Origin of the sequence: Nocardioides sp. WS12 (genome assembly GCF_014108865.1) — a bacterium.
Classification (GTDB): Bacteria; Actinomycetota; Actinomycetes; order Propionibacteriales; family Nocardioidaceae; genus Nocardioides.
Genome location: NZ_CP053928.1, coordinates 2393912 through 2413134, shown reverse-complemented (window position 1 = coordinate 2413134; position 19223 = coordinate 2393912). Strand labels below are relative to the sequence as shown.

Genomic DNA, 19223 nt, shown 5'->3' with positions numbered 1-19223 from the left:
TCGAGGCTCGTCGCTAGCGCTCCTCGCACCTCAACCAGCGAGACGAGCCACCACGTCGGCGACGGCCGTCAGGAACACCGGTCGCCAGCGGTCGACGTCGAACACCACCGACGCGTGCCCACCGGGCGCCTCGAAGACGGCCGCGTCCGGGATCGCTGCGGCCAGCGCGCGCTGACGTGCGGTCGGGATGGCGTGATCGCGTGCGGTGACCACCACGGCCGTCGGTACGTCGATGTCCCCCAGCCACGGGCGGGCATCGAACCCGCCGAGCACGCCGAGCACCTCGGGCAGTGCCCACGCGCTCGTGCTGCGGAACTCGCGCCAGGCCCAGGTCGACATCTCGCTGCCCGCAGGTTCTGGGGTGTTCAGCGTCGCGCGGACCTCGCCGACGCGCTCGCGGTAGTGGTCGCGGAACCGGTCGTTGGCCGCGCCGAGCACCGGATAGAACATCGCGTCGCCCCGGTTGGCGTTCCAGCAACCCGAGGTCGAGGCCAACACGAGGCCGGCCGTGCGCGCCCCGTGCCGCCGCCAGAACATCTGCGCCAGCGCTCCGCCCATCGAGTAGCCGACCGCGACGACCGCGGGGATCTCCAGGGCGTCGAGCACCGCGGCCGCGTCGTCGACACACTCCTCGAGCGAGAAGCGCTCGGAGACGATGCCGCGACCGTGCCAGCGCTGGTCGAGCATCACGATGCGGTGGCTCCCCCGCAACTGGTCGAGCGTGCTGAACCAGGTGAGGTACGACGTCGTGGCCAGCCCGTGGAAGAGCAGCAGCGTCGGCGCGCCCGGATGGGGCGCCCCCGTGTCGACGACGAAGACCTCCCCTCGGCCCGGCAGGTCGAGGAAGCGTCCTTCGGGCAGGTCCGGCAACGCCGGGAACCGTTGTGTACGACGGATGCCGGTGCGGACGCCGTACACAGCCGCCTTGCCGCCGGCGCGGGCGGTGACGTACGAGCCGCGCAGCGCGTGTCGACCGGCGGACTTCATCACTCGGGTGGTCACGAAATCTTCTTTCGGCGGGTCTTGGTCGTGGTCACGGCGACGGGCGCGAGGTCGAGCTCGGCCAGCGCCTCGGGGAAGTACGACGCCAGCACCTGCACGTCCGGGAGCAGGTCCGGGCACGCGAGCAGCGAGAAGTTCATCCGGTCGACGTAGGACCAGACGGTGACGTTGAGGCCGATGCCGTCGACGAGCGGCCCGACGCTGAACAGGTCGGCGAGTCGGGCGCCGCCGACGGTCGCGGGCTCCCGCGGTCCGGGCACGTTCGAGACGATCGCCGAGAACGCGGCCGGGTGCCAGGACGCGGCGCGCAGCCGGGAGTAGGCGCCGACGGCGGCCTGGAACGGCCGAGGCGGCGTGAACTGCGACCAGTCCGCGAGGATCGAGGTGCCCAGCCGGGCCTGGATCCGCTTCGCGGACGAGGTGGTTTCGGAGATCTTCTGCAGCCGGGCAACCGGGTCGTCGATGTCGGTGGCCAGGGTGGTGAACAGGTTGGAGACGCGGTTGCCGCCGAGGCGCGGTACGGCGTCGCGCTCGTCAGCGCTGACCGGAACCCCCGCGAGCAACGAGGACGACGGCCGCTCGTCGTGGTCGGCCATCCAGCGCCGCAGTGCCCCGGAGACCGTGGCGAGGACGACGTCGTTGAGGGTCACTCCCTCGTGCTGCACCCGGATCCGCTTGAGCTCGGCCAGCGGCAGCGTCACTGTCGCGAACGAACGCAGCGGCGTGAGCGCTCCGTTGAACGACACCCGCGGCGCGTGCAGCACCGGCACCGGTGTCTTCGCTCCCGCGCGGCGCTCGCGAAACACCCCGAGGATGCCGAGGAACGTGCGCACCAGCAGCCCGGGAATGGTCGTGATCTGGGCCGCTGCGTCGGCCCACGCGTGCCGGACCAGGTTGAGCCGGCTGGGCAGCCGGTCGGCCGTGGCGTACTCCTCCTGCACCGCCTCGGGCGCGGCCGCGGACCGGACGTCCGTGACATTGGCGAGCAGTGCATTGGCCGCGGCACCGTCGGCGAGGGCGTGGTGCATCTTGCCGACGACAGCGACCTTGTTGCCTTCGAGGCCCTCGCAGTAGTGCAGCTCCCACAGCGGACGGTCGCGGTGCAGCGGCGTGCTCGCGATCATCCCGATCAGGCGCTCCAGGTCGCGCATGCTGCCGTCCCCGCCGATCCGGTGGCGACGGATGTGGTGCGGCACGTCGATCCGCGCCTGGGTCACCCACACCGGGTGGTTGAGGCCGAACGGGACTTCCACGACGCGGCGGCGCAGCGGGGGCAGGCGCTTGAGCCGGGCCAGCATGCCGGCGACGAACGAGTCGAAGTTCAGGTTGTCGTCGGCGTCGAGGATGGCGATCTTGAGCGTGTGCATGTGGACCGAAGGGGTCTCCATGTAGAGGAACCCGGCGTCGATGCCGGTCATCCGCTCGATGGCCGGCCGCACGTTCGTCGGGCCGCTGCTCACGACGCCACCGTCGGCAGGTCGCGCACCATGATCTTGCCGGACGCATTGCGCGGCAGCGCGTCCAGCTGCACCACCTCGCGCGGCACCTTGTAGCCAGCCAGTTGTGACCGGACGTGTGCCTTGAGGTCGTCCCCGGTCACGTCGTCGGCGTCGTCAGCCAGCGCGACATAGGCCAGCAGGCGCTGGCCGTAGGCCTCGTCGTCGACGCCGATGACGACGACCTCGCGCACGGCCGGGTGCGCACCGAGGACCTTCTCGACCTCGATCGGATAGACGTTCTCGCCGCCCGAAACGATCATGTCGTCGTCGCGGCCGACGACGTAGAGCCGCCCTTCCGCGTCGAGGCGTCCGACGTCACCGCTCACCATGTAACCGGCGATGAAGTCCTTCTCCGCGCCGGCCGTGTAGCCGTCGAACGGCGAGGCGCCGCGGACCAGGATCCGGCCGACCACGTCGGTCGCGACGTCGCGCCCCTGGTCGTCGATGACCCGCAGCAGGGTGCCCCGGACGGGCTTGCCCGCCGTGTCCGGCGCGTGCCGCAGGTCCGCCGGCTGCGCCACGCTGATCTGGCCGGCCTCGGTCGCGTTGTAGCTGTTGTGTACGACGTCCCCGAACCGGTCCATGAAGGCCAGCACCGACTGCGGGCGCATCCGCGAACCGCTCGCCGAGACGAAGCGGAGACTCTGCAGCGAGTACTTGTCGAGGACCGCGGCAGGCAGGTCCATGATCCGCTCGAGCATCACCGGCACCACGCTCAGCGCCGTCGCCCGGTGCTGATCGACCAGCGCCAGGGTGGCCTCGGGATCGAACTTGCGGCGCGTGACGACCGTGCAGGTCATGGTGGCCGCGATGACCAGTTGCCCGAAGCCCCACGCGTGGAACATCGGGGCAGCGACCACCGCGGTCTCGCCGCCGCGCCACGGGATCGACTCCAGCATGCCGGCGAGCTCGTCGGCTCCCCCGCCGCTGCGGCGCGCGCCCTTCGGCGTGCCCGTCGTGCCAGAGGTGAGCAGTACGACGCGACCGCGGGTCGCGGGCTTCGGCGGCACCTGGCCAGCACTGCCCTCGATCAGGCCCTCGATACTCAGGACCCCCGTGGGAACAGGCGATTCGGTCCAGCCGAGGACCTCGACGAGGCCGTCGATCCGGGACCGCGCATCGGCCACGACGTCGGCGAACTCCTCGTCGTAGAGGATCACGCGGGCGCCCTCACGCTCCAGGACGTCGGCCAGTTGCGGGCCGGAGAAGCCGGTGTTCAGCAGCAGCGCACTGCCCCCGAGACGGGAGTTCGCGAGCAGCGCGTCGACGAAGCCGCGGTGGTTGCGGCACAGGATGGCCACGGTCTCCACGGGGCCGCCGGCGAGGGCCAGCAGACCCGCGGCGAGCGCCGCCGAGCGGTCCTGGAGGTCCTGCCAGCTCAACGTACCGCGCTCGTCGATCAGCGCGGGGCCCTGCGGACGTCGTACGGCGGCGAGGGCGAAGCTGGTCGTCGCATTGGTGCCCTGCTCGCGCAGGACCCGGATCAGGCGGACGTACTTCGCCGGGCTCATCGGCACCAGCATCCGGCTGCTGACGAGCATCTTGAACACCCAGAGCTGGGTCCGCAGCTTCGCGATCAGGCTGGTCATGCGAGTCACCCCAGCACCGGGAAACGACGTTCCCGGGCCATCTCGGCGAGCGCGTCCTGCATCCGGCCACGCACCAGAGCGTCGACCTCGACCAGGTCGGGATCGGGCCCGAACTCCGCCTCGACGTCGATCGGGTCGAGCACCCGGGTGGTGATCTTGGTGGGCAGCGGGAAGTTGAGCGGCGCCGGCACGAGGCCGAACGGGAAGCCGACACCGATCGGGAACAGGTCGGTCCGCATGATCTTGCGCAGCGGCGAGTGGCGTCCGATCCACTCCCCGCGGGTGAGGAAGAACTGGGTCTCCTGGCCGCCGATCGAGACGACGGGCACGACCGGGGCACCGGCCTTGAGCGCGGTGCGGAGGTAGCCGGTCCGTCCGTTGAAGTCGACGACATTGGCCTGGAGGGTCGGGCGGAAGGTGTCGTAGTCGCCGCCCGGGAACACGATGGTGACCCCACCGGAGGCGAGGATCTCGTGCGCCGTCTCGCGGGTGGCCTTCACGAAACCGAACTTCCGCATGACCGGGCCGGCAACGCCGGTGAAGAGCATGTCGTGGGCCAGGCAGTACAGCGGGCGGTCGGCGCCGAAGGCGTCCGCGAAGGCCACCGCGATGATCGGGACGTCCATCGGCATCAGGCCGCCGGAGTGGTTGCCGACGATCAGCGCGCCGCCGTCGGGGACCTTCTCCATGCCGCTCACGCTCGAGCGGAAGTACGCCTTCATGGCCAGCTTGAGCGCCGGCAGCACCGTGGCGATGTACGACGGGTCGCGCCCCTCCAGGGCGCTGTGCCCGCTCACGACGCCGGCTTCCACTGGGCCGGGTCCTGACGGAGCCGGTCGACGACCGCGGCGAGCACCAGCGGGTTGGCCACCATGCCGACGTGGCTGCTGAGCACCTCGAGGTTCTCGGCGATCGGGTCGGTCGAAGGATCCACGGTGCAGCCCTGCCACGGAACGATGCCGTCGGTCTTCGACCACACGGCCGTCAGCGGCACCGGCACCGGGCCGCGGACCTGGTCGATGATCGCGCGGGCATTCGGAACGATGCCGTGCTTGTCCTTCGACTTCTCGAACATGCCGGTGGCACGCGTGCGCTCCCCTTCGGCCCGCCAGGGCGAACCGAGGCAGACGACCTGGCGCACCTGGTGCGGGTTCTCGTGGGCGAGCCAGCGGGCGAGCACGCCCCCGAAGCTCCAGCCGACGATGCTCACCGGCTCGTCGTAGCGGGCGGCGATGTCGGCGAACCGCTTCGGCAGGCCGGTGACGATCTTCTCGGTCAGGCCGTGGTTGGTGCCCAGGCCCCAGCCGTGGACGTTCCAGCCGCGCTGCGCGAGGTGCGCCCGCAGCCGACCGGTGAGCTTGTCGTGTGCCGAGAAGCCGGGCAGCACCAGCACCGGGCGGCCCTGCCCGAGGTCACGGTCCGGCAGGACACCGGCGGCAAGGTCGATCAGCCGGGAGGATCCGTACTCGACGGTCCAGCGCGGGAGTTCGAGCAGCATGAGCGCGCGGTGCGGCGCGCCAGATGCGCCGGCAGCCGGAGCACCGTGGTCACCTTCGAAGTCGTACACGCGGACCCAACCCCCAAATGTAGAACAAGTTCTAGTTTTGGAGAGTATGGCGTCCCACTGCGGTCAACGGCAAGGCCGAGCGACGCAGATCACCCGCGCCACCCTGCCCGCTCAGCCCGCCCAGCGAGGCCACCGTGGGTCAGCGGCAGGCCCAGGACGTGGAGCTCGAGGTGAGGGTGCTGCCCGACTTGGTGCGGATGACCACCTTCACCGCGCCTGCCGACGCCGGTGCGATGTTGCTCAGCGTGTACGACGTCCGCTGCAGCGCGCTTCCCGTCAGGACCGCGCGTCGGTCACCGTTGACGTACAGGCTGATCTTGGCGGCGTAGGCCCGGGCCCGACTGGTGAACGGGAGCCGGACGCGATTGAGGGTGCAGTCGCGGTGGTCGACCGAGACGTAGCCGAGGCCGTTGCCACTCAGCGAACGACGGGTGCCGACCGGAATGATGGCCACGAAGCCGTTGAAGACATTGGTGGCCGACGTCGGCGTGGTCGTACCGGGCGGCACGAAGGTCCTCGAACCGGCTCGCGCGGCCATGGTGTACCAACCGGACGGGATCAGCTGCGTCGCGGACCTGCCCGGAGCGACGGTGACGGTGCCCGTGAGGTCGGTGCGCTGTGCGCCCAGGATGCCGGTGACCTCGCCCCGCCCGCGGACGGTGCCACCGATGACGAGCCAGGACTTCTTCGTGACTCCGACATCCTCCGCCAGAGTGCTGGAACCAGTTCCGTAGCTGATCTTGCACGGCGACGCCGCAGACGGCGTCAGGGAAACGGCGTTCGAGATGCTCACGTCGAGGCGGTAGCCGCCACGGGAGTCGGCCGCGACCTTGCCGCGCCCGACCACGATGCCCCGGACCTTGCTCTTGGCCATGGTTCCGGTGCGGTCCAGGTTGACGGTACGCCAGGCACCATCCGCCGGAATCGACCGCGTCGCTGGTCCGGCGCCGGTGATCGCCACCGGACAGTCGGTAACGCTGCCACCCCGCACGATCGACTCCTCGACAGCCAGGTAGGCAGACCCGACGGCCGCTCCGGCCGGTGCCGGGTGAAGTCCCAGCCCCACCGCGAGGAGTCCGGCCGCGCCCGCACTGGCCCAACGACGAACTGCCATCATTCCCACTCCCGAGACCCTTTGGTTGCCGCTGACGACTGTCACGGCTTGCGCCGCAAAATACCATTCCGCCTGGTGCGCTGAGCAACGCGGCGCGGAGTGGACCGGACGCGTGCCACCGGCCCGAGGTTCCACAGGCGCCGCCCAAGTCCCCGCACCCGTGCGGCGACCCGGTCCCGGCCGGCGCGCCACGGCACCGAGGCCAACGAGAAGCGAGCCGCGATCCGGCGCCACCACGGCGTCGCCTTGCGGATCCGCTTGAGCGCGGTGCTCACGTCAGCCCAGTAGGCACTGGCCTCCTCGATGCTCGGCTCCCCCTCGCCGTAGACGTGGCGGTCGGCGGTGTGCGCCAGCGACACCACTGGGACGGCGTCGTACCGGCCGGCGGCGGCGTAGGCGCTCTCGCGACGGGTGGATCCCGGGGTCGGCCGTACGCCGAGGTCCCGCATCCGGTCCGCCAGTTCGCGCCATGCGCCTGTCAGGCGGGCCGTCGCGTCGGTTGACTTCCTGCGCTTGCGGCGGCGGAGGAACTTGAAGAGCAGCACTCCCCACAGCGGTGAGAGGAGCAGCGCGACCTTGCCGACGTTGAAGAGGATCGCGAGCACCGTGCCGAGCACCTCGAGGATGTTGACCCCGTCGCGCTTGCCGTCACCTTGCTGGAGGTTGTCGCTCGCCTCCTTGGGCTCACCGGGAACGCGCGGCGGCTGGAGCACCTGCGGCTGCGGTTCCTCGTTGGGCTCGTCGTTGGGCCGACGCAGCTTCTTGTTCTCCTGCGGCGTGGGCTCGAACGGCACCCATCCGGCGCCCTCGAGGTGGACCTCGGTCCACGCGGTGACCTGCTCGCCCCGGACCGCGCCGCCGCCCGGCGGCACCTTGAAGCCGATGACGACCCGGATCGGGAGGCCCATTTCCTGGCCGATGAGAGCCATCGCGGCGGCGTACTGCTCGGCGTTGCCGGCCGGTGTCGTCGTCTTGGCCAGCACCGCCAGTCGGCTCGTGCCGTGACCAGCCGGGACGTAGTCCTCGACCCCGTCGGAGTAGTAGCCGTGCTCGCGGAACGCGTCGCGCAGGAACAGTGCGATCGGCCCCGCCTCGCCACCACTGAAGCCTGCTTCGGACTGCCAGCGCTGGACCCGGTCCTTCAGCTCCTCGGGCACGATCTCCGGCACCGGCAAGGAAACCGAGTCGTCGGCCCTCAGGAGCGTGACGTCCTCGTCGACGACCTGCGGCGCCACGACCGCCTCGACCTGGAAGGTCGTGCCCTGCTCGACGCCACCGATCTGAGCGACCGTGCCGGTCTGCCGGTTGATGACCAGTTCGCTCGCCGCGACACCGTCGGTGCGGCCGTCCTTGACCGGCGTCATGGACAGCGTCTCTCCAACGCTGGGCACCCACACGCCGGTGTAACCGGCGATGGTGATCGTGCCGCGGGTCGTCGCCTTGAGGTTGGCGTCCGGATCGTTCCGCAGCCGCCGGAAGGTGCCGGAGTCATGGGGCGAGCCGGGGCCGCCGGACACGTTCCACACGATGCCGTCGTAGTAGTCCATGACCGCGAGCCGTACGAGGGTGCCGCTCTCCAGGCCCTCGACGGTGAACAACTGGGCGTTTCTTCCATCGCCCTTCTTGTAGGCGCGGAACTTCGACAACGGGCTCGGGTAGTCACGCGGATCGAACGGTGTGTCCACGTGATCGCGCAGCACCACCCGGTTGCCGCCCGGGTCCGCCAGCATGGCGAGGCCGGTGGCGACACCGCCGGCGAGGCCGACGACGACCAGTGTCGAGAGGATCCGGCGCCCCCACCGCGCACGGACGTTGCGCAGCGAGCGCCACCGCAGCCAGACCACACCGAGCGCGGCGGCCGCGAGGCCGCGGGTGAGCACCGCCTCGGCCTGGATGTCGCCGAAGGCCGCAGAGAGCAACAGGATCAGGACGAGGACCAGACCGGCCAGGCCCGGCCACCGCGACCGCCACAGGAGTACGGCGGCCAGCAGTCCGCCGACGAGGCCGATCACGAGCGGCACGATCAGTACGACGCCGTTCTCACCGAGCGGCGCCGGAAGGGTCAGGGACTCACGCCACGAGTGCGCCAGGCCGATCACCAGGTCACGCAGCGAATCGGCCGTGGGGATCACCCCGTTGCGAGCCCGTGTCGGCAACGCGACCGCAGAGCCGACGGCGAGATAGGCGGCCACGGTGACGATCGCGGTGACCCAGGGGCCCCAGCGCCAGCGCGCGCCGAGCCACGCAATGGCGACACCGAGGACGAGTCCGATCACGATGGCGGCCAGCCAGCGGGTGCCGAGGTAGACCTCGCCGAGGGGCCAGGCACACAACGTGCCGAGGCCGATGACGAGGAGCGCATCGATCACGGCGAGCCGCCACGACGGCATGGCGCCGCGTCGGCGACCTTCGGAGACGAGCAGCATCGGGCCGCTGTTGCTCAGGGCATCGCCCTCGCGGACGCGCGGTCCGGCCGCGTGATGCGACGACGGGGGCGGCGGGGCGCAGCAGGCGGCGGGAACGTGGGGGCGCTCATGATGAAACCCGTCGTACGGCGACGCCGAGCTCTTCGAGCCGCCCGACCGTCGCCACGGCGAGGTCACCGAGCCACCGCACCGACGGCTCCTGACCAACGAGGCAGCGCATCGCGATCACCCGGGTGTCGACGGGGAGGTACTGGCGGGCGCGGCGCAGGTCGGTGATGGTCACACCGGATCCGACGCACAGCACCATCACGCTCGCGGACAGCCCGTCACCGCTGAGACGGCGCGAGACGTCGACCAGCCGGGAGGCCTTCCAGTCATAGGCGAGCCCGGACAGCCCGTCGAGGAAACGTTGCGCCCCGCCGGAGGGCAGCGTCCCGTGGGAGGACACGGCGCTGAGTTGCTGGCCATCGGCCAGCGCCTGGGTCCCGAGCGAGCCGGCGACCGAGATCGCCATCTCGAACTCGTCGTCGCTGGCGTAGTCCTCCAGCCGGGAGCTCACCATGGTGAGCAGGTGCGAGCGCCGGGTCTCCTCGAACTGGCGGACCATGAGGGTGCCGGTCTTGGCGCTGGACTTCCAGTGGATGTGGCGGCGGTCGTCGCCGGGGACGTAGCCGCGCAGCGCGTGGAAGGACACGTCGTTGTCGGAGATCTTCGGCACGGTGCGGCCCTCGAGGTCGCGCACCAGCCCGGCGGCCGATCCGTCCACGCGCAGCGTCTTCGGGTGGACGTAGAGGGTGTCCATCCGGTTGAGGTGGCGCTCACGGCGCAACAACCCGAGCGGGTCGGAGCGCACCGCCACGACCGGTCCGACGTCGAGCACGGCCCGATGCGCGGTCGGGATGGCGAAGAGTTCTTCGTGCGTCGCCCCGGGGGCCAGGGCCGGGAGCTCGAACGCGGCGCGACCTGCGCCGACCGGGAACTCCACGACGAGTGAGCGTGACCGGTGCTGCGTCGGATTGGTCAGCGACAGGTAGCCGTTGGCCCGCTCCCCCACGATCACCCGCTCGCGCGCGAGGTCCAGACGCGCCACCAGCGGCTGCCGCCCGACCACGAAGAAGATCGCGAGGAGCAGCACCACGATCAGGAAGATCCCGCCGATCACCAGTTCACTCCAGCGCAGCAGCGGGCCCGCCACGACCAGCGCGATCGCCAGCAGCGCAACGATCCAGCCGGCGGCGGTGACCGTCTCGGTGACCGGCCGGGCCGCCTCACGCACCTTCTGGGTGCGCTCGACGATGCCGTCGCGTACGGCGCCCGTGACCGCCTGACGGCGACGGGAGAGATCGGAGAGCGTACGGCGCAAGCCGGCCGCCCACGAGCGGGGACTCATCGGCTCATCGACCAGCCGGCTCCAGCGGAACCGACACGCGCTCGAGGACGCGACGCACGACGTCCTCGGCCGTCGTACCGCGGAAGTCCTCCTCGGGGTCCAGGACCATCCGGTGCGCGAGGACGGGGACGGCGAGGGTCTTCACGTCGTCGGGGACCACGTAGTTGCGGCCGTACGACGCCGCCCAGGCACGGGAGGCACGCATCAGCGCGAGTCCGGCACGGACACTGGTGCCGAGGACGACCTCGGGTGCCTCGCGGGTGGCCTCGGTGATGCTCGAGATGTACTCGATGACCGCGGGCTCGACGTGGACCTGCTGGGCGAGCTGGATCATGGCGAGGACGTTGTCGCCGGTGATGATCGGGCTGACCACCGTGGCGGCCTTGCCCTTCGGCGCGTTCACAAGGATCCGGACCGTGTTCTCGTGGTCCGGGTAGCCGAGCGACGTCTTGATCAGGAAGCGGTCCAGCTGCGCCTCGGGGAGGCGATAGGTGCCGGCCTGCTCGATGGGGTTCTGGGTGGCGATCACGATGAACGGCTGGCCCACGGCGTGGGTGATGCCGTCCACGGTGACCTGGTTCTCCTCCATGACCTCCAGCAGCGCGGACTGGGTCTTGGGCGAGGCCCGGTTGATCTCGTCGGCGAGGACCACGTTCGAGAAGATCGGTCCCTTGTGGAACTCGAACTCCTGCGTGCGCTGGTCGAAGATCGTCACCCCGGTCACGTCGCTCGGCAGCAGGTCGGGCGTGAACTGGATCCGGTGGTGGTCGCCCTGGATCGTCTGCGCAATCGCCCGCGCCAGCGACGTCTTGCCGGTCCCGGGGTAGTCCTCCAGCAGCAGGTGTCCCTCAGCGAGGAGCGCGACGAACGCGAGCCGGACGATCTCGGGCTTGCCGAGGATCGCCTGCTCGACGTTGCTGACGAGTTGGGCGAAGGTCTGCGAGAACCACTCGGTCTGTTCGGTGGTGAGCGACATGCGTGTCCTTATCTGGCGGGTGGTTCCGTTGATGCGGTCAGTAGTTCTGGACGTGCTTGCCGGAAACGGTGGCTTCGACCTTGCCCACGCCCGTGACGTCACACTGGTTGCCGCCGTAGCGGCCACTGAATGACGCACCGACAGATGCACTGAAGTTGCACTTCGCGGGATCGACGGCAGCGATGTCGACCAGGGTCACGGACGCGGAGTTCGCCGCATCCCGGAACCCAGCGCCGTTCAGATTGACGCGGCAATCGTTGCCAAAGGCGTTGCAGCTGACACCGACCGACAGTTCCCTCGCCTTCGAGGTGCCGGTGAGCGTGATGGGGTCGCTGTACTTCCGGTCGCCCTCGGCCGCCGACACGGTACGGACCTCGATGGACCGCGACGTGTCGCCCTCGGGGACTGCTGGTCGGTAGCGGTAGCCGGAGTTCTCGTCGATCCAGGCACCGCCATCCACCCGGTACTGGACACCGGTCACGTTCATGCCGTTCTCGGCGCCAGCCGTCACCCTGAGGTCGATCTGGTAGTGGTCACCGCTCGTGCCAGACGTGTTCTCGGGGACGCCGGGTTTGCCCCAGGTGTCGATGTCCCCATGGAAGTCGCTCTGGCCCTCGACCGCACGGTCGCCGTTGAAGGTGACCGCCCACACCGTGATGCTGTGCTGGCCGTTCACCGGGAACTTGATCGCGGTACCACCGGACGGAGCCGACGGGACCGTCGTACTCCACCCGGTGTTGCTCTGCACGACGTAGTGATGGATCGTCAGGCCGCCGTCGTCGGCCGGCGCGTCCCAGGCGATCATCGCGGTGAGGTCCGCAGGGGACGAACCGACCTCCCTGAGGTTGCGGACCGGCCCCGCCTTCGTCCACGGCCGACCCGAGACGCTCGGGCTCTGGTCGCTGGTGCCGGCGTCGTTGGACGCGGCGACCGACAGCGTGACGGTCTGGCCCTTGCGAATGCCGTCGTTGGTGTCGAAGGTCTTCGAGGAGACCGTGGCGGGGACCTCGTAGGTCGAACGCGAGCAACCGGAGCAGTTGATGACGTAGCTCGACACCGCGTTGCCGTTGCTCTGGGACTCCGACCACTTCGACCAGTCGATCCGCACCCAGGGCTGCTGGGTGAAGACGTCGGCCTCGCTGGCCGTCAACTGGGGAGGAGCGCCCGATCGCAGGGGAACGCCGAAGGGCGCGACAGCCTTGGAGGCACCAGAGAACTCGCGCCGCGGATCGACGTCGTTGACCGCGCGGATCTCGAAGGCGTACGGCGTCCCGTTGGTCAGCCCGGGAATGGTGTACGACGTCGCGCCGCCCGGCGCCTGCCCGGTCCAGCCGCCCCCGGCTTCCTTGATCTCGTAGGACGTGATCGGCGAACCCTCGTTGTTGGGCGGCGTCCAACGCACCGTGAGCTGTCGGTCCATCCGGCTGCCGGTCGGCTTGGACTCGACGACGATGGTCGGCGGGGTCATCAGGTCCGGCGCCTTGTTGGGGGTGATCTCCTCCGACGCAGGGCTCTCCTCACTCCAGCCGACGGAGTTCTTCGCCTTGACGGTGAACGTGTAGGAGTCGCCCGGGGTCAGGTCGGTCAGGCGACACGTCGTTGCCGGACACTTTCGCTCGTAGCCCCCGGATCCCGTGACCTCGTACTCCTCGATGGGCGCGCCGTTGGCCTCGGGTTCGCGCCACGACAGCACTGCCGAGGATGCCTCGACCGACGACAGCACGGGCTGGGTGGGCGCCTCCGGCACGTCGAGTACGACGACGTAGATGCGCGCCGCGACATCGCGGTCGCGGTCGTCGGAGGCATCCGAGACGGTGACCTTGACCGTGGACCGGCCCGAACCGCTCGGGGTGAACGACACGGCAGAGCCGTCGACCTTCAGGCCCGACAGACGGCCGTTGCCCTCGATCCCCGGGTCGCTGACCTTGATCGGCTCACCCGGGAAGGGGTTCACTGCGTAGTCGGCGATGTCGACGGACATCGACTCGCCCTTCTTGCCGGTGACGTTGATGTCCGGGACCTTGAGCAGCGGCTGGTCCGATCCCACGACGCGCACGGTCACCGTTGCTTCGTCGGTGCCGCCCTCGCCGTCATCGGCGCCGACCTTGACCTTCAGGACGTCGCCGTCGTCGGCGCTGGACGTGATCGACAGGACACTGTCGCCCGCCTGGATGTCGGCCGACAGCCCGGTGTCGGCGGAGATCACGGAGTAGGTCATCGCGTCGAGGTCGCCCTCGTTCGCGTCCCTGGTCAGGCCGGACAGGTCGACCTCGGCAGCGTCGCCGTCGGCGGTGACGTCGACCGCCGCGTCGCGCATCGTCGGCGCGACGTTGCCGGCCGGCTTGACGTCGATCGGGATGGTCAACAGCGAGGTGAGTGCGGCGTCCTCGGCAGCGGTCCTGCCGTCGCTCACCCCGACGGTGACCGAGGCCGCACCGACGTGCCCCCGGGTCGGCGTGAACGAGAGCGAAGTCGGCGCATCCTTCACCGGGGAGGCAGCGCCGTTCACGGCGCTCGGCAGGGTGCCGGTCTCGATCCGCGGTTCGCGACCGGCGCGGGTGATGACCAGGTCCTTGAGATCGAAGACGACCGTCTCTCCCGCAACGACCTCGACGGGAATCCGCTCCTTGTCGGTCGTCAACTGGGGCGGGACGTTGTCCGTGCCGGTGACGAAGATGACGCCGAAGGTGCCGGTGGACTCGTCGTCCGCGTCATCGAGGCGGTAGAGCACGACCTGGTCCTCGGCCGTGAGGGTGACCTCGACGGTCGTGTCGTCGTCGGTCACCTCGCAGGTGCCCTTGCTGCCGGCGTCACAGTCGCTGACGCGCAGGTCGGCCTTGGCACCGTCGAAGTCGAGGTCGTTGTCGAGCACCTCGATCTCGACCGTGTCGCCGGGGTCGCGGCCGATGATGTCGCCCAGTTCCGCCACGTCATCGCGCGCAATCGGGGCATAGAACGGCGCGGCCGTGCTTGCCAAGACCTTGAGCACCGCGCTGTCCCGCGAACCGGCGGCGTCCTCGATCGTGTAGCCGACATTGGTCGCCTTCGAGCCGGTGTCGGGTGCGTCGCCGACCGGGACCTCGATGAAACCGTTGTCGTGCTTGATGTCCTCGGGGTTGAGTTCCTCGATGCGCAGCGGGTCGTCGTCGGGATCGACGTCGTTGGTGAGCACGTTGTAGGAGATCATCCGGTTGGGCTGGACCAGGACGTTGTCGTCGAGCGCGACCGGCGGCTGGTTCTCGACCTCTTCGGCGACGACACCGACCCGCACCTCGGCAATCCCCTCGGCGCCGTACTTGTCCTGGACCCGGATCTGGAAGAAGTCCGTGCCGGTCTTGCCCTCGAAGGCTTCGTAGCGGATCCAGTCCACGCCGGTGTCGAGGATCCGGCCGTTCTGCGGCGCGGTGGCGACGCTGCGGAAGGCCACCGCGTCACCGTCGGGGTCGGCGCCGATCAGGTCGACCGAGATCACCTTGGGACGGCCGCTGATGACACGGTCGATGATGGGCTGCGGCAACGGCGAGTGGTTGTTCTTCGCGGAGTCGGCGACGACGTAGATGCTCACTTCGGCGCTGGCCCTGAGCCCGTCGTCGTCACGCACGCCGTAGAAGACCGAATAGCTCCCCGGCTTCTCCGGTGCCCGCAGCCGCAGCGTGTCGCCTGCTACCCAGACGTCGAGGTCCTGGTCGTTGCGGAGGTCGTCCTGGAACAGGCGCGGCTTGCCGCCGTCGGAGTCCGAGTCGTTGCCCAGCACGGGAATGGTGGTGACGGACCCGGCGCGCACGGTCACCTGGTCCTTGTTGGCGACCGGATGGCGATTGGTCTGGCCGGCTTGACGCTGGGCCACCACCAGGTGCCCGACCGTGGAGCTCTTGCCGTCGGACACGACGTACTCGACCGTGGCCTGCTGCCCGATGATGTCGTTGGCCGAACTGACGACCGCCAGCCGCTTGTCGACGATCGACACCTTGACGCCCGGGATGGACGGACGCCCGATCCGCTTGACCACCAGCACGTCGCCGTCGGGGTCGAGGTCGTTGAGCAGCAGGTCGACCTGCGCCGTGCTGCCGGCAGTGATCGTGGCCTTGTCGCGCACCGCGACCGGCGGTCGGTTGTCCTTGGGCGGGGATTCGATGTCGAGGCGGATGAACGACGACCTGGTCGACGACGAGTTGTAGGCGGAGTACTGGAGGTAGTAGCTCCGGGCCCGGGCCGACTTGAAGGTGAACGTGCCGGACTCGAGGTCCTTGGAGATCTGGGTGCCCTCGTCGTTGCCGATGACCTTGACACTCTTCAGGGTGAGGTCGCGGCCTTCGGGGTTGCGGTCGTTCGTCAGGGGCTGGACCACGACCTGTGCGCCTGCGACGCCGGATGCGAGATCGGCGATGAGCTCAGGAGGTGCCGTGTCGCCGAGGACCTGGACCGGCAACTTCCCCTCGATCGTGTCGAAGCCGTCGTCGACCGTGTACGCGATCTCGGTGACCTTCGCGCCGGCACCCGTGTCGGAGAAGGTGATCGTGCCATCGGGCCGGTACTCGACCTCGCCGCCCCGTGCCCTCGCGTCGACCAGGGTGAGGTCGTCGCCGTCCTCGTCGAAGTAGTCCGCGAGCGCGAAGTAACTCGAGGTGGCGCCGCGGGCGACCTTGAGCTGGGGCTTCCGGTCCTTCATCATCTTCGGCGGGGTGTGCTCGGAGTCCTTGCGGATCGTCAGCCGGACCTCCGCGAAGCGCTCCTCGTTCACACGCCCGTCGCTCACGTAGTAGCGGAAGACCGAGACACCTTCGGCATCCGACGGTACGGCGACCTGGAGCTGGGTTCCGCCGCCGACGATCTTGACCTCGTACTCCGGTCCACTGACGTGCAGGGTCTTGGAGATGCTGATGATGTCGCCGTCGGGATCGTGGTCGTTGAGGGCGACGACGGGCAGCACGGTCGACCGGCCGGGGCGGGCTCCCAGGTCGTCGTCCTCCGGCTCGGGCGGCCGGTTCTCCTGGTCGGGGATCTCCTCGGTCGTCTCCTTGAGCTTGGACCGGTTCTGGTTCTCCGGGGCGACCTGGGGCCAGTTGCTGACCTTGGCCTTGCCGGGCTCCTGCACCAACCAGGAGTCGCCGGTCCGGGCGTCGTTGAGGACCACGACGTCGCGGTTGACCCGGAACCGGAGGTCGGCGTTGTCCTGCATCCCGGGGATGGGCGATTCGTCGTCGAACCGTTCGTTCTTGCAGTCGCGCAGGTAGTTGTGCGGCGACGAGGGGTCCGCCCAGGCGGCGTACACGCACTCGGTGCTGTCGAGGACGATCGGTGCGGCGGGCGACCCTGCGACAGGCTCGGGACTCGTCTTCACCAGCTTGCCGCCGTTGAGCGGAGTGACGTACAGCCCCTCCTGGGTCGCGACGTACAGGCCCTCGCTGGTGCCCGAGGGTTCCTGGAGTTCGACCCGGGTCGTGTCGTCGGTCGGCAACGCGATCGGATCGGCACCGGGTCGCGTCAGTTCGTTGTCCTGACGGTTGAACAGGACCGGCGTCTGGCCCACCACGCTCAGCGTGACCAGTTCCGGATCCCCCGGAATGGCGCCCTCGCCACGCAGGTCGATCTCGTCGTCGGCAACGGCCGCGCCGTTCTCGATCGCGAACGGCGTGACCCGGCCCTCGCGGTCGAGCACGTAGGCCCGGCCGTCCGTGCCGACGACTGCCGAGAGGGCGTTGGTGAGGTCGGGCTTGCTCGTCTTCGGGGAGAAGCTCGAGAACTGGCTCTGTGGCCGGACCCAGGCCTTGCCGCTGAGGTAGTCGACGACGGCGAACGTGTCGGCGCCGTGCGCAACGACGGCTCCGGTCGGCAGCGACGTCGGCTCCTTGACTGCGGCGAAGGCGATGTCGACCGACTTGACCGAACGGTCGGTGGAGCCGTCGTCGACGAAGAGGTTCGTGGCGCGCTGGAAGATGTCGAACTGGGTGCTGCCGGCGTCGACGCCGAGGTCGAGCTCCTTGATCTGCGGGTTGAGCCGAGCGACCAGGCCGAGGTCGTTGTTGGTGACCCACACGCCCCCGTCGTTGAGTTCGACCTCGGTGAACGGCTTGCCGTCGTACCGGTAGGCGAGCACGACGAGGGTGCCGATCAGCAGGGCGAGCGCCGACGCCGAGGCGGTCTTGCGCCACCGGCGTCCCCGGGTCTGCTGCTTCATCTTCATTGACCCACCACGCAGAGGGGCTTGGAGGGAGGCGAGGGCTGGCTGCCGACGCGGTTGAGGGACACGGCGAGGCAGAGGGTGGCGTCCAGTTCCACGGTGAGGGTCCTGCTTGTCTCTTCGACGTAATCGGGCTCAGGCAGGTTCGCTGCGTCCCCCGTGAACACGAGCTTGAACTCGTCGCCTTCCTTGGGATCCATCTGCTCCCAGCGGAAGGTCCAGCGCGTTCCCTTGCCCGACTTGGTGACGACGGGAGCGGCGGGTACGTCGATGACCTCGACCGGGTCCGCGGGCTGCTCGCCCCGGAGAGGCCCGGTCTTGTCGTCGCCTTCGCCGGAGTCACCCGCCACCAGGGCGTACCCGACGCCGGCCACGATCGCCGCGCCGACGACGCCGAGCGCGATCCGCGCCGGCAGGCCCAGGCGGGCGTCCTCCTCACGACGAGGAGCCGTACGGCGGGCAGAGTGCCCGTCCGTCTCGACCTGTGCTGCGCCCGGGATGCGCGTCACCTCGTCGACCGCAGGCTGCAACGGCGCCGGTCGGGCACTCACCGCGGCCGGGATGATCACCGAGACCGGGCGGATCAGGGTGCGCGCGTCGTTGGGGTGCTCCTCGACCAGGGCGGACGGCGAGGCGTCCATGACCTCCAGGCGCGTGGGCGACTGGCGCAACTCGATCTGCACGTCCTGCAGCTGGCGACCCAACGCCATCGCGGAGACCGGTCGCTTCTCGACCTGCAAGGACATGGCGCGGCGCAGGATGTCGACGAGGGACGCCGGGACGTCGGGGCGACGCAGCGGGGTCAGCTGCCCGCGCTCGATGCGCGAGATCAGGTTCGCGTTGTCGTTGGGGCCTTCGCGTCGCTCGAAGGGAGAGTGTCCGATGAGCAGCGAGTAGAGCGTCGCGGCGAGCGAGTAGACGTCGCTGCGAACGTCATGGCTGTCGGCCGACAGGGACTCCGGAGCCGACCACGGGATCGACAGGCCCTGGCCGGACGCGCCGGCCTCCCCCACGACCGAGGCGATGCCGAAGTCCGTCAGGAGCGGGACGCCGAACGCGCTGGTGAGAATGTTGTGCGGCTTGATGTCGCGGTGCAGGATGCCGGCCCGGTGGGCGGTCTCGACGGCACTGGCCACCTTGACGCCGATGTCGAGCACCTCACCGACCGGGAGCGGCTGGGCGCGATACCGCTGGGCGACGTGCGGCGGCGGGCAGAACTCCATCACCAGGAACGCGCGACCGTCCGAACTCACACCAGCCTGGTAGATCGGCACGATCGAGGGGTGGTTGGACAACTGCGCCATCACGTTGGCCTCGGCGCGGAACAACTCGAGCGAGCCCGTGTCGCTGCCACTGCGCAGCACCTTGATCGCGACCTGCCGGGTCGGCAGGTCCTGCTGGTAGCGGAAGACGTCGGCGAAGCCACCCTCACCGACGCGGTCGATGAAGGTGAAGCCGGGGATCTGTGGCGCCTGCATG

Annotated in this window: 11 protein-coding genes; all 11 read right to left on the bottom strand. The window is 69.6% G+C overall.

What is annotated here, in order from left to right; genetic code table 11:
* Positions 1–30: 30 nt before the first annotated feature.
* Positions 31–1002 (bottom strand): alpha/beta fold hydrolase, encoded by a 972-nt coding sequence (locus HRC28_RS11665; RefSeq protein WP_182380234.1) that lies wholly within the window; start codon positions 1000–1002, stop codon positions 31–33.
* A complete protein-coding gene (locus HRC28_RS11660) occupies positions 999–2462 on the bottom strand; it encodes a wax ester/triacylglycerol synthase family O-acyltransferase (protein ID WP_182380233.1) in 1464 nt (487 codons plus the stop codon). Before HRC28_RS11660 ends, HRC28_RS11665 begins: the two co-directional genes overlap by 4 nt.
* Complete coding sequence (locus tag HRC28_RS11655) at positions 2459–4090, bottom strand: AMP-binding protein (protein ID WP_182380232.1); 1632 nt, start codon at positions 4088–4090, stop codon at positions 2459–2461. Before HRC28_RS11655 ends, HRC28_RS11660 begins: the two co-directional genes overlap by 4 nt.
* A gap of 5 nt (positions 4091–4095) precedes the next feature.
* A complete protein-coding gene (locus HRC28_RS11650; RefSeq protein ID WP_202033314.1) occupies positions 4096–4887 on the bottom strand; it encodes a lysophospholipid acyltransferase family protein in 792 nt (263 codons plus the stop codon).
* Positions 4884–5657, bottom strand: coding sequence for an alpha/beta hydrolase (locus tag HRC28_RS11645; RefSeq protein WP_182380231.1), 774 nt, complete (start codon positions 5655–5657; stop codon positions 4884–4886). Before HRC28_RS11645 ends, HRC28_RS11650 begins: the two co-directional genes overlap by 4 nt.
* Before the next feature lie 139 nt (positions 5658–5796).
* Positions 5797–6780 (bottom strand): hypothetical protein, encoded by a 984-nt coding sequence (locus tag HRC28_RS11640; RefSeq protein WP_182380230.1) that lies wholly within the window; start codon positions 6778–6780, stop codon positions 5797–5799.
* Between the two features lie 32 nt (positions 6781–6812).
* Positions 6813–9374 carry a transglutaminase domain-containing protein gene (locus tag HRC28_RS11635; protein WP_182380229.1) on the bottom strand — a complete coding sequence of 854 codons (2562 nt, stop codon included), beginning with the start codon at positions 9372–9374 and terminating at the stop codon, positions 6813–6815.
* Positions 9304–10587, bottom strand: a complete 1284-nt coding sequence (locus HRC28_RS11630; protein WP_182380228.1) for a DUF58 domain-containing protein — start codon at positions 10585–10587, stop codon at positions 9304–9306. Before HRC28_RS11630 ends, HRC28_RS11635 begins: the two co-directional genes overlap by 71 nt.
* Positions 10588–10591: 4 nt before the next feature.
* Positions 10592–11563, bottom strand: a complete 972-nt coding sequence (locus HRC28_RS11625) for a MoxR family ATPase (RefSeq protein WP_182380227.1) — start codon at positions 11561–11563, stop codon at positions 10592–10594.
* 37 nt (positions 11564–11600) lie between these two features.
* Complete coding sequence (locus HRC28_RS11620; protein WP_182380226.1) at positions 11601–17747, bottom strand: Ig-like domain-containing protein; 6147 nt, start codon at positions 17745–17747, stop codon at positions 11601–11603.
* Complete coding sequence (locus HRC28_RS11615; RefSeq protein WP_182380225.1) at positions 17744–19222, bottom strand: serine/threonine-protein kinase; 1479 nt, start codon at positions 19220–19222, stop codon at positions 17744–17746. The genes HRC28_RS11620 and HRC28_RS11615 overlap by 4 nt, the downstream gene beginning before the upstream one ends.
* Between the last annotated feature and the right edge of the window lies 1 nt (position 19223).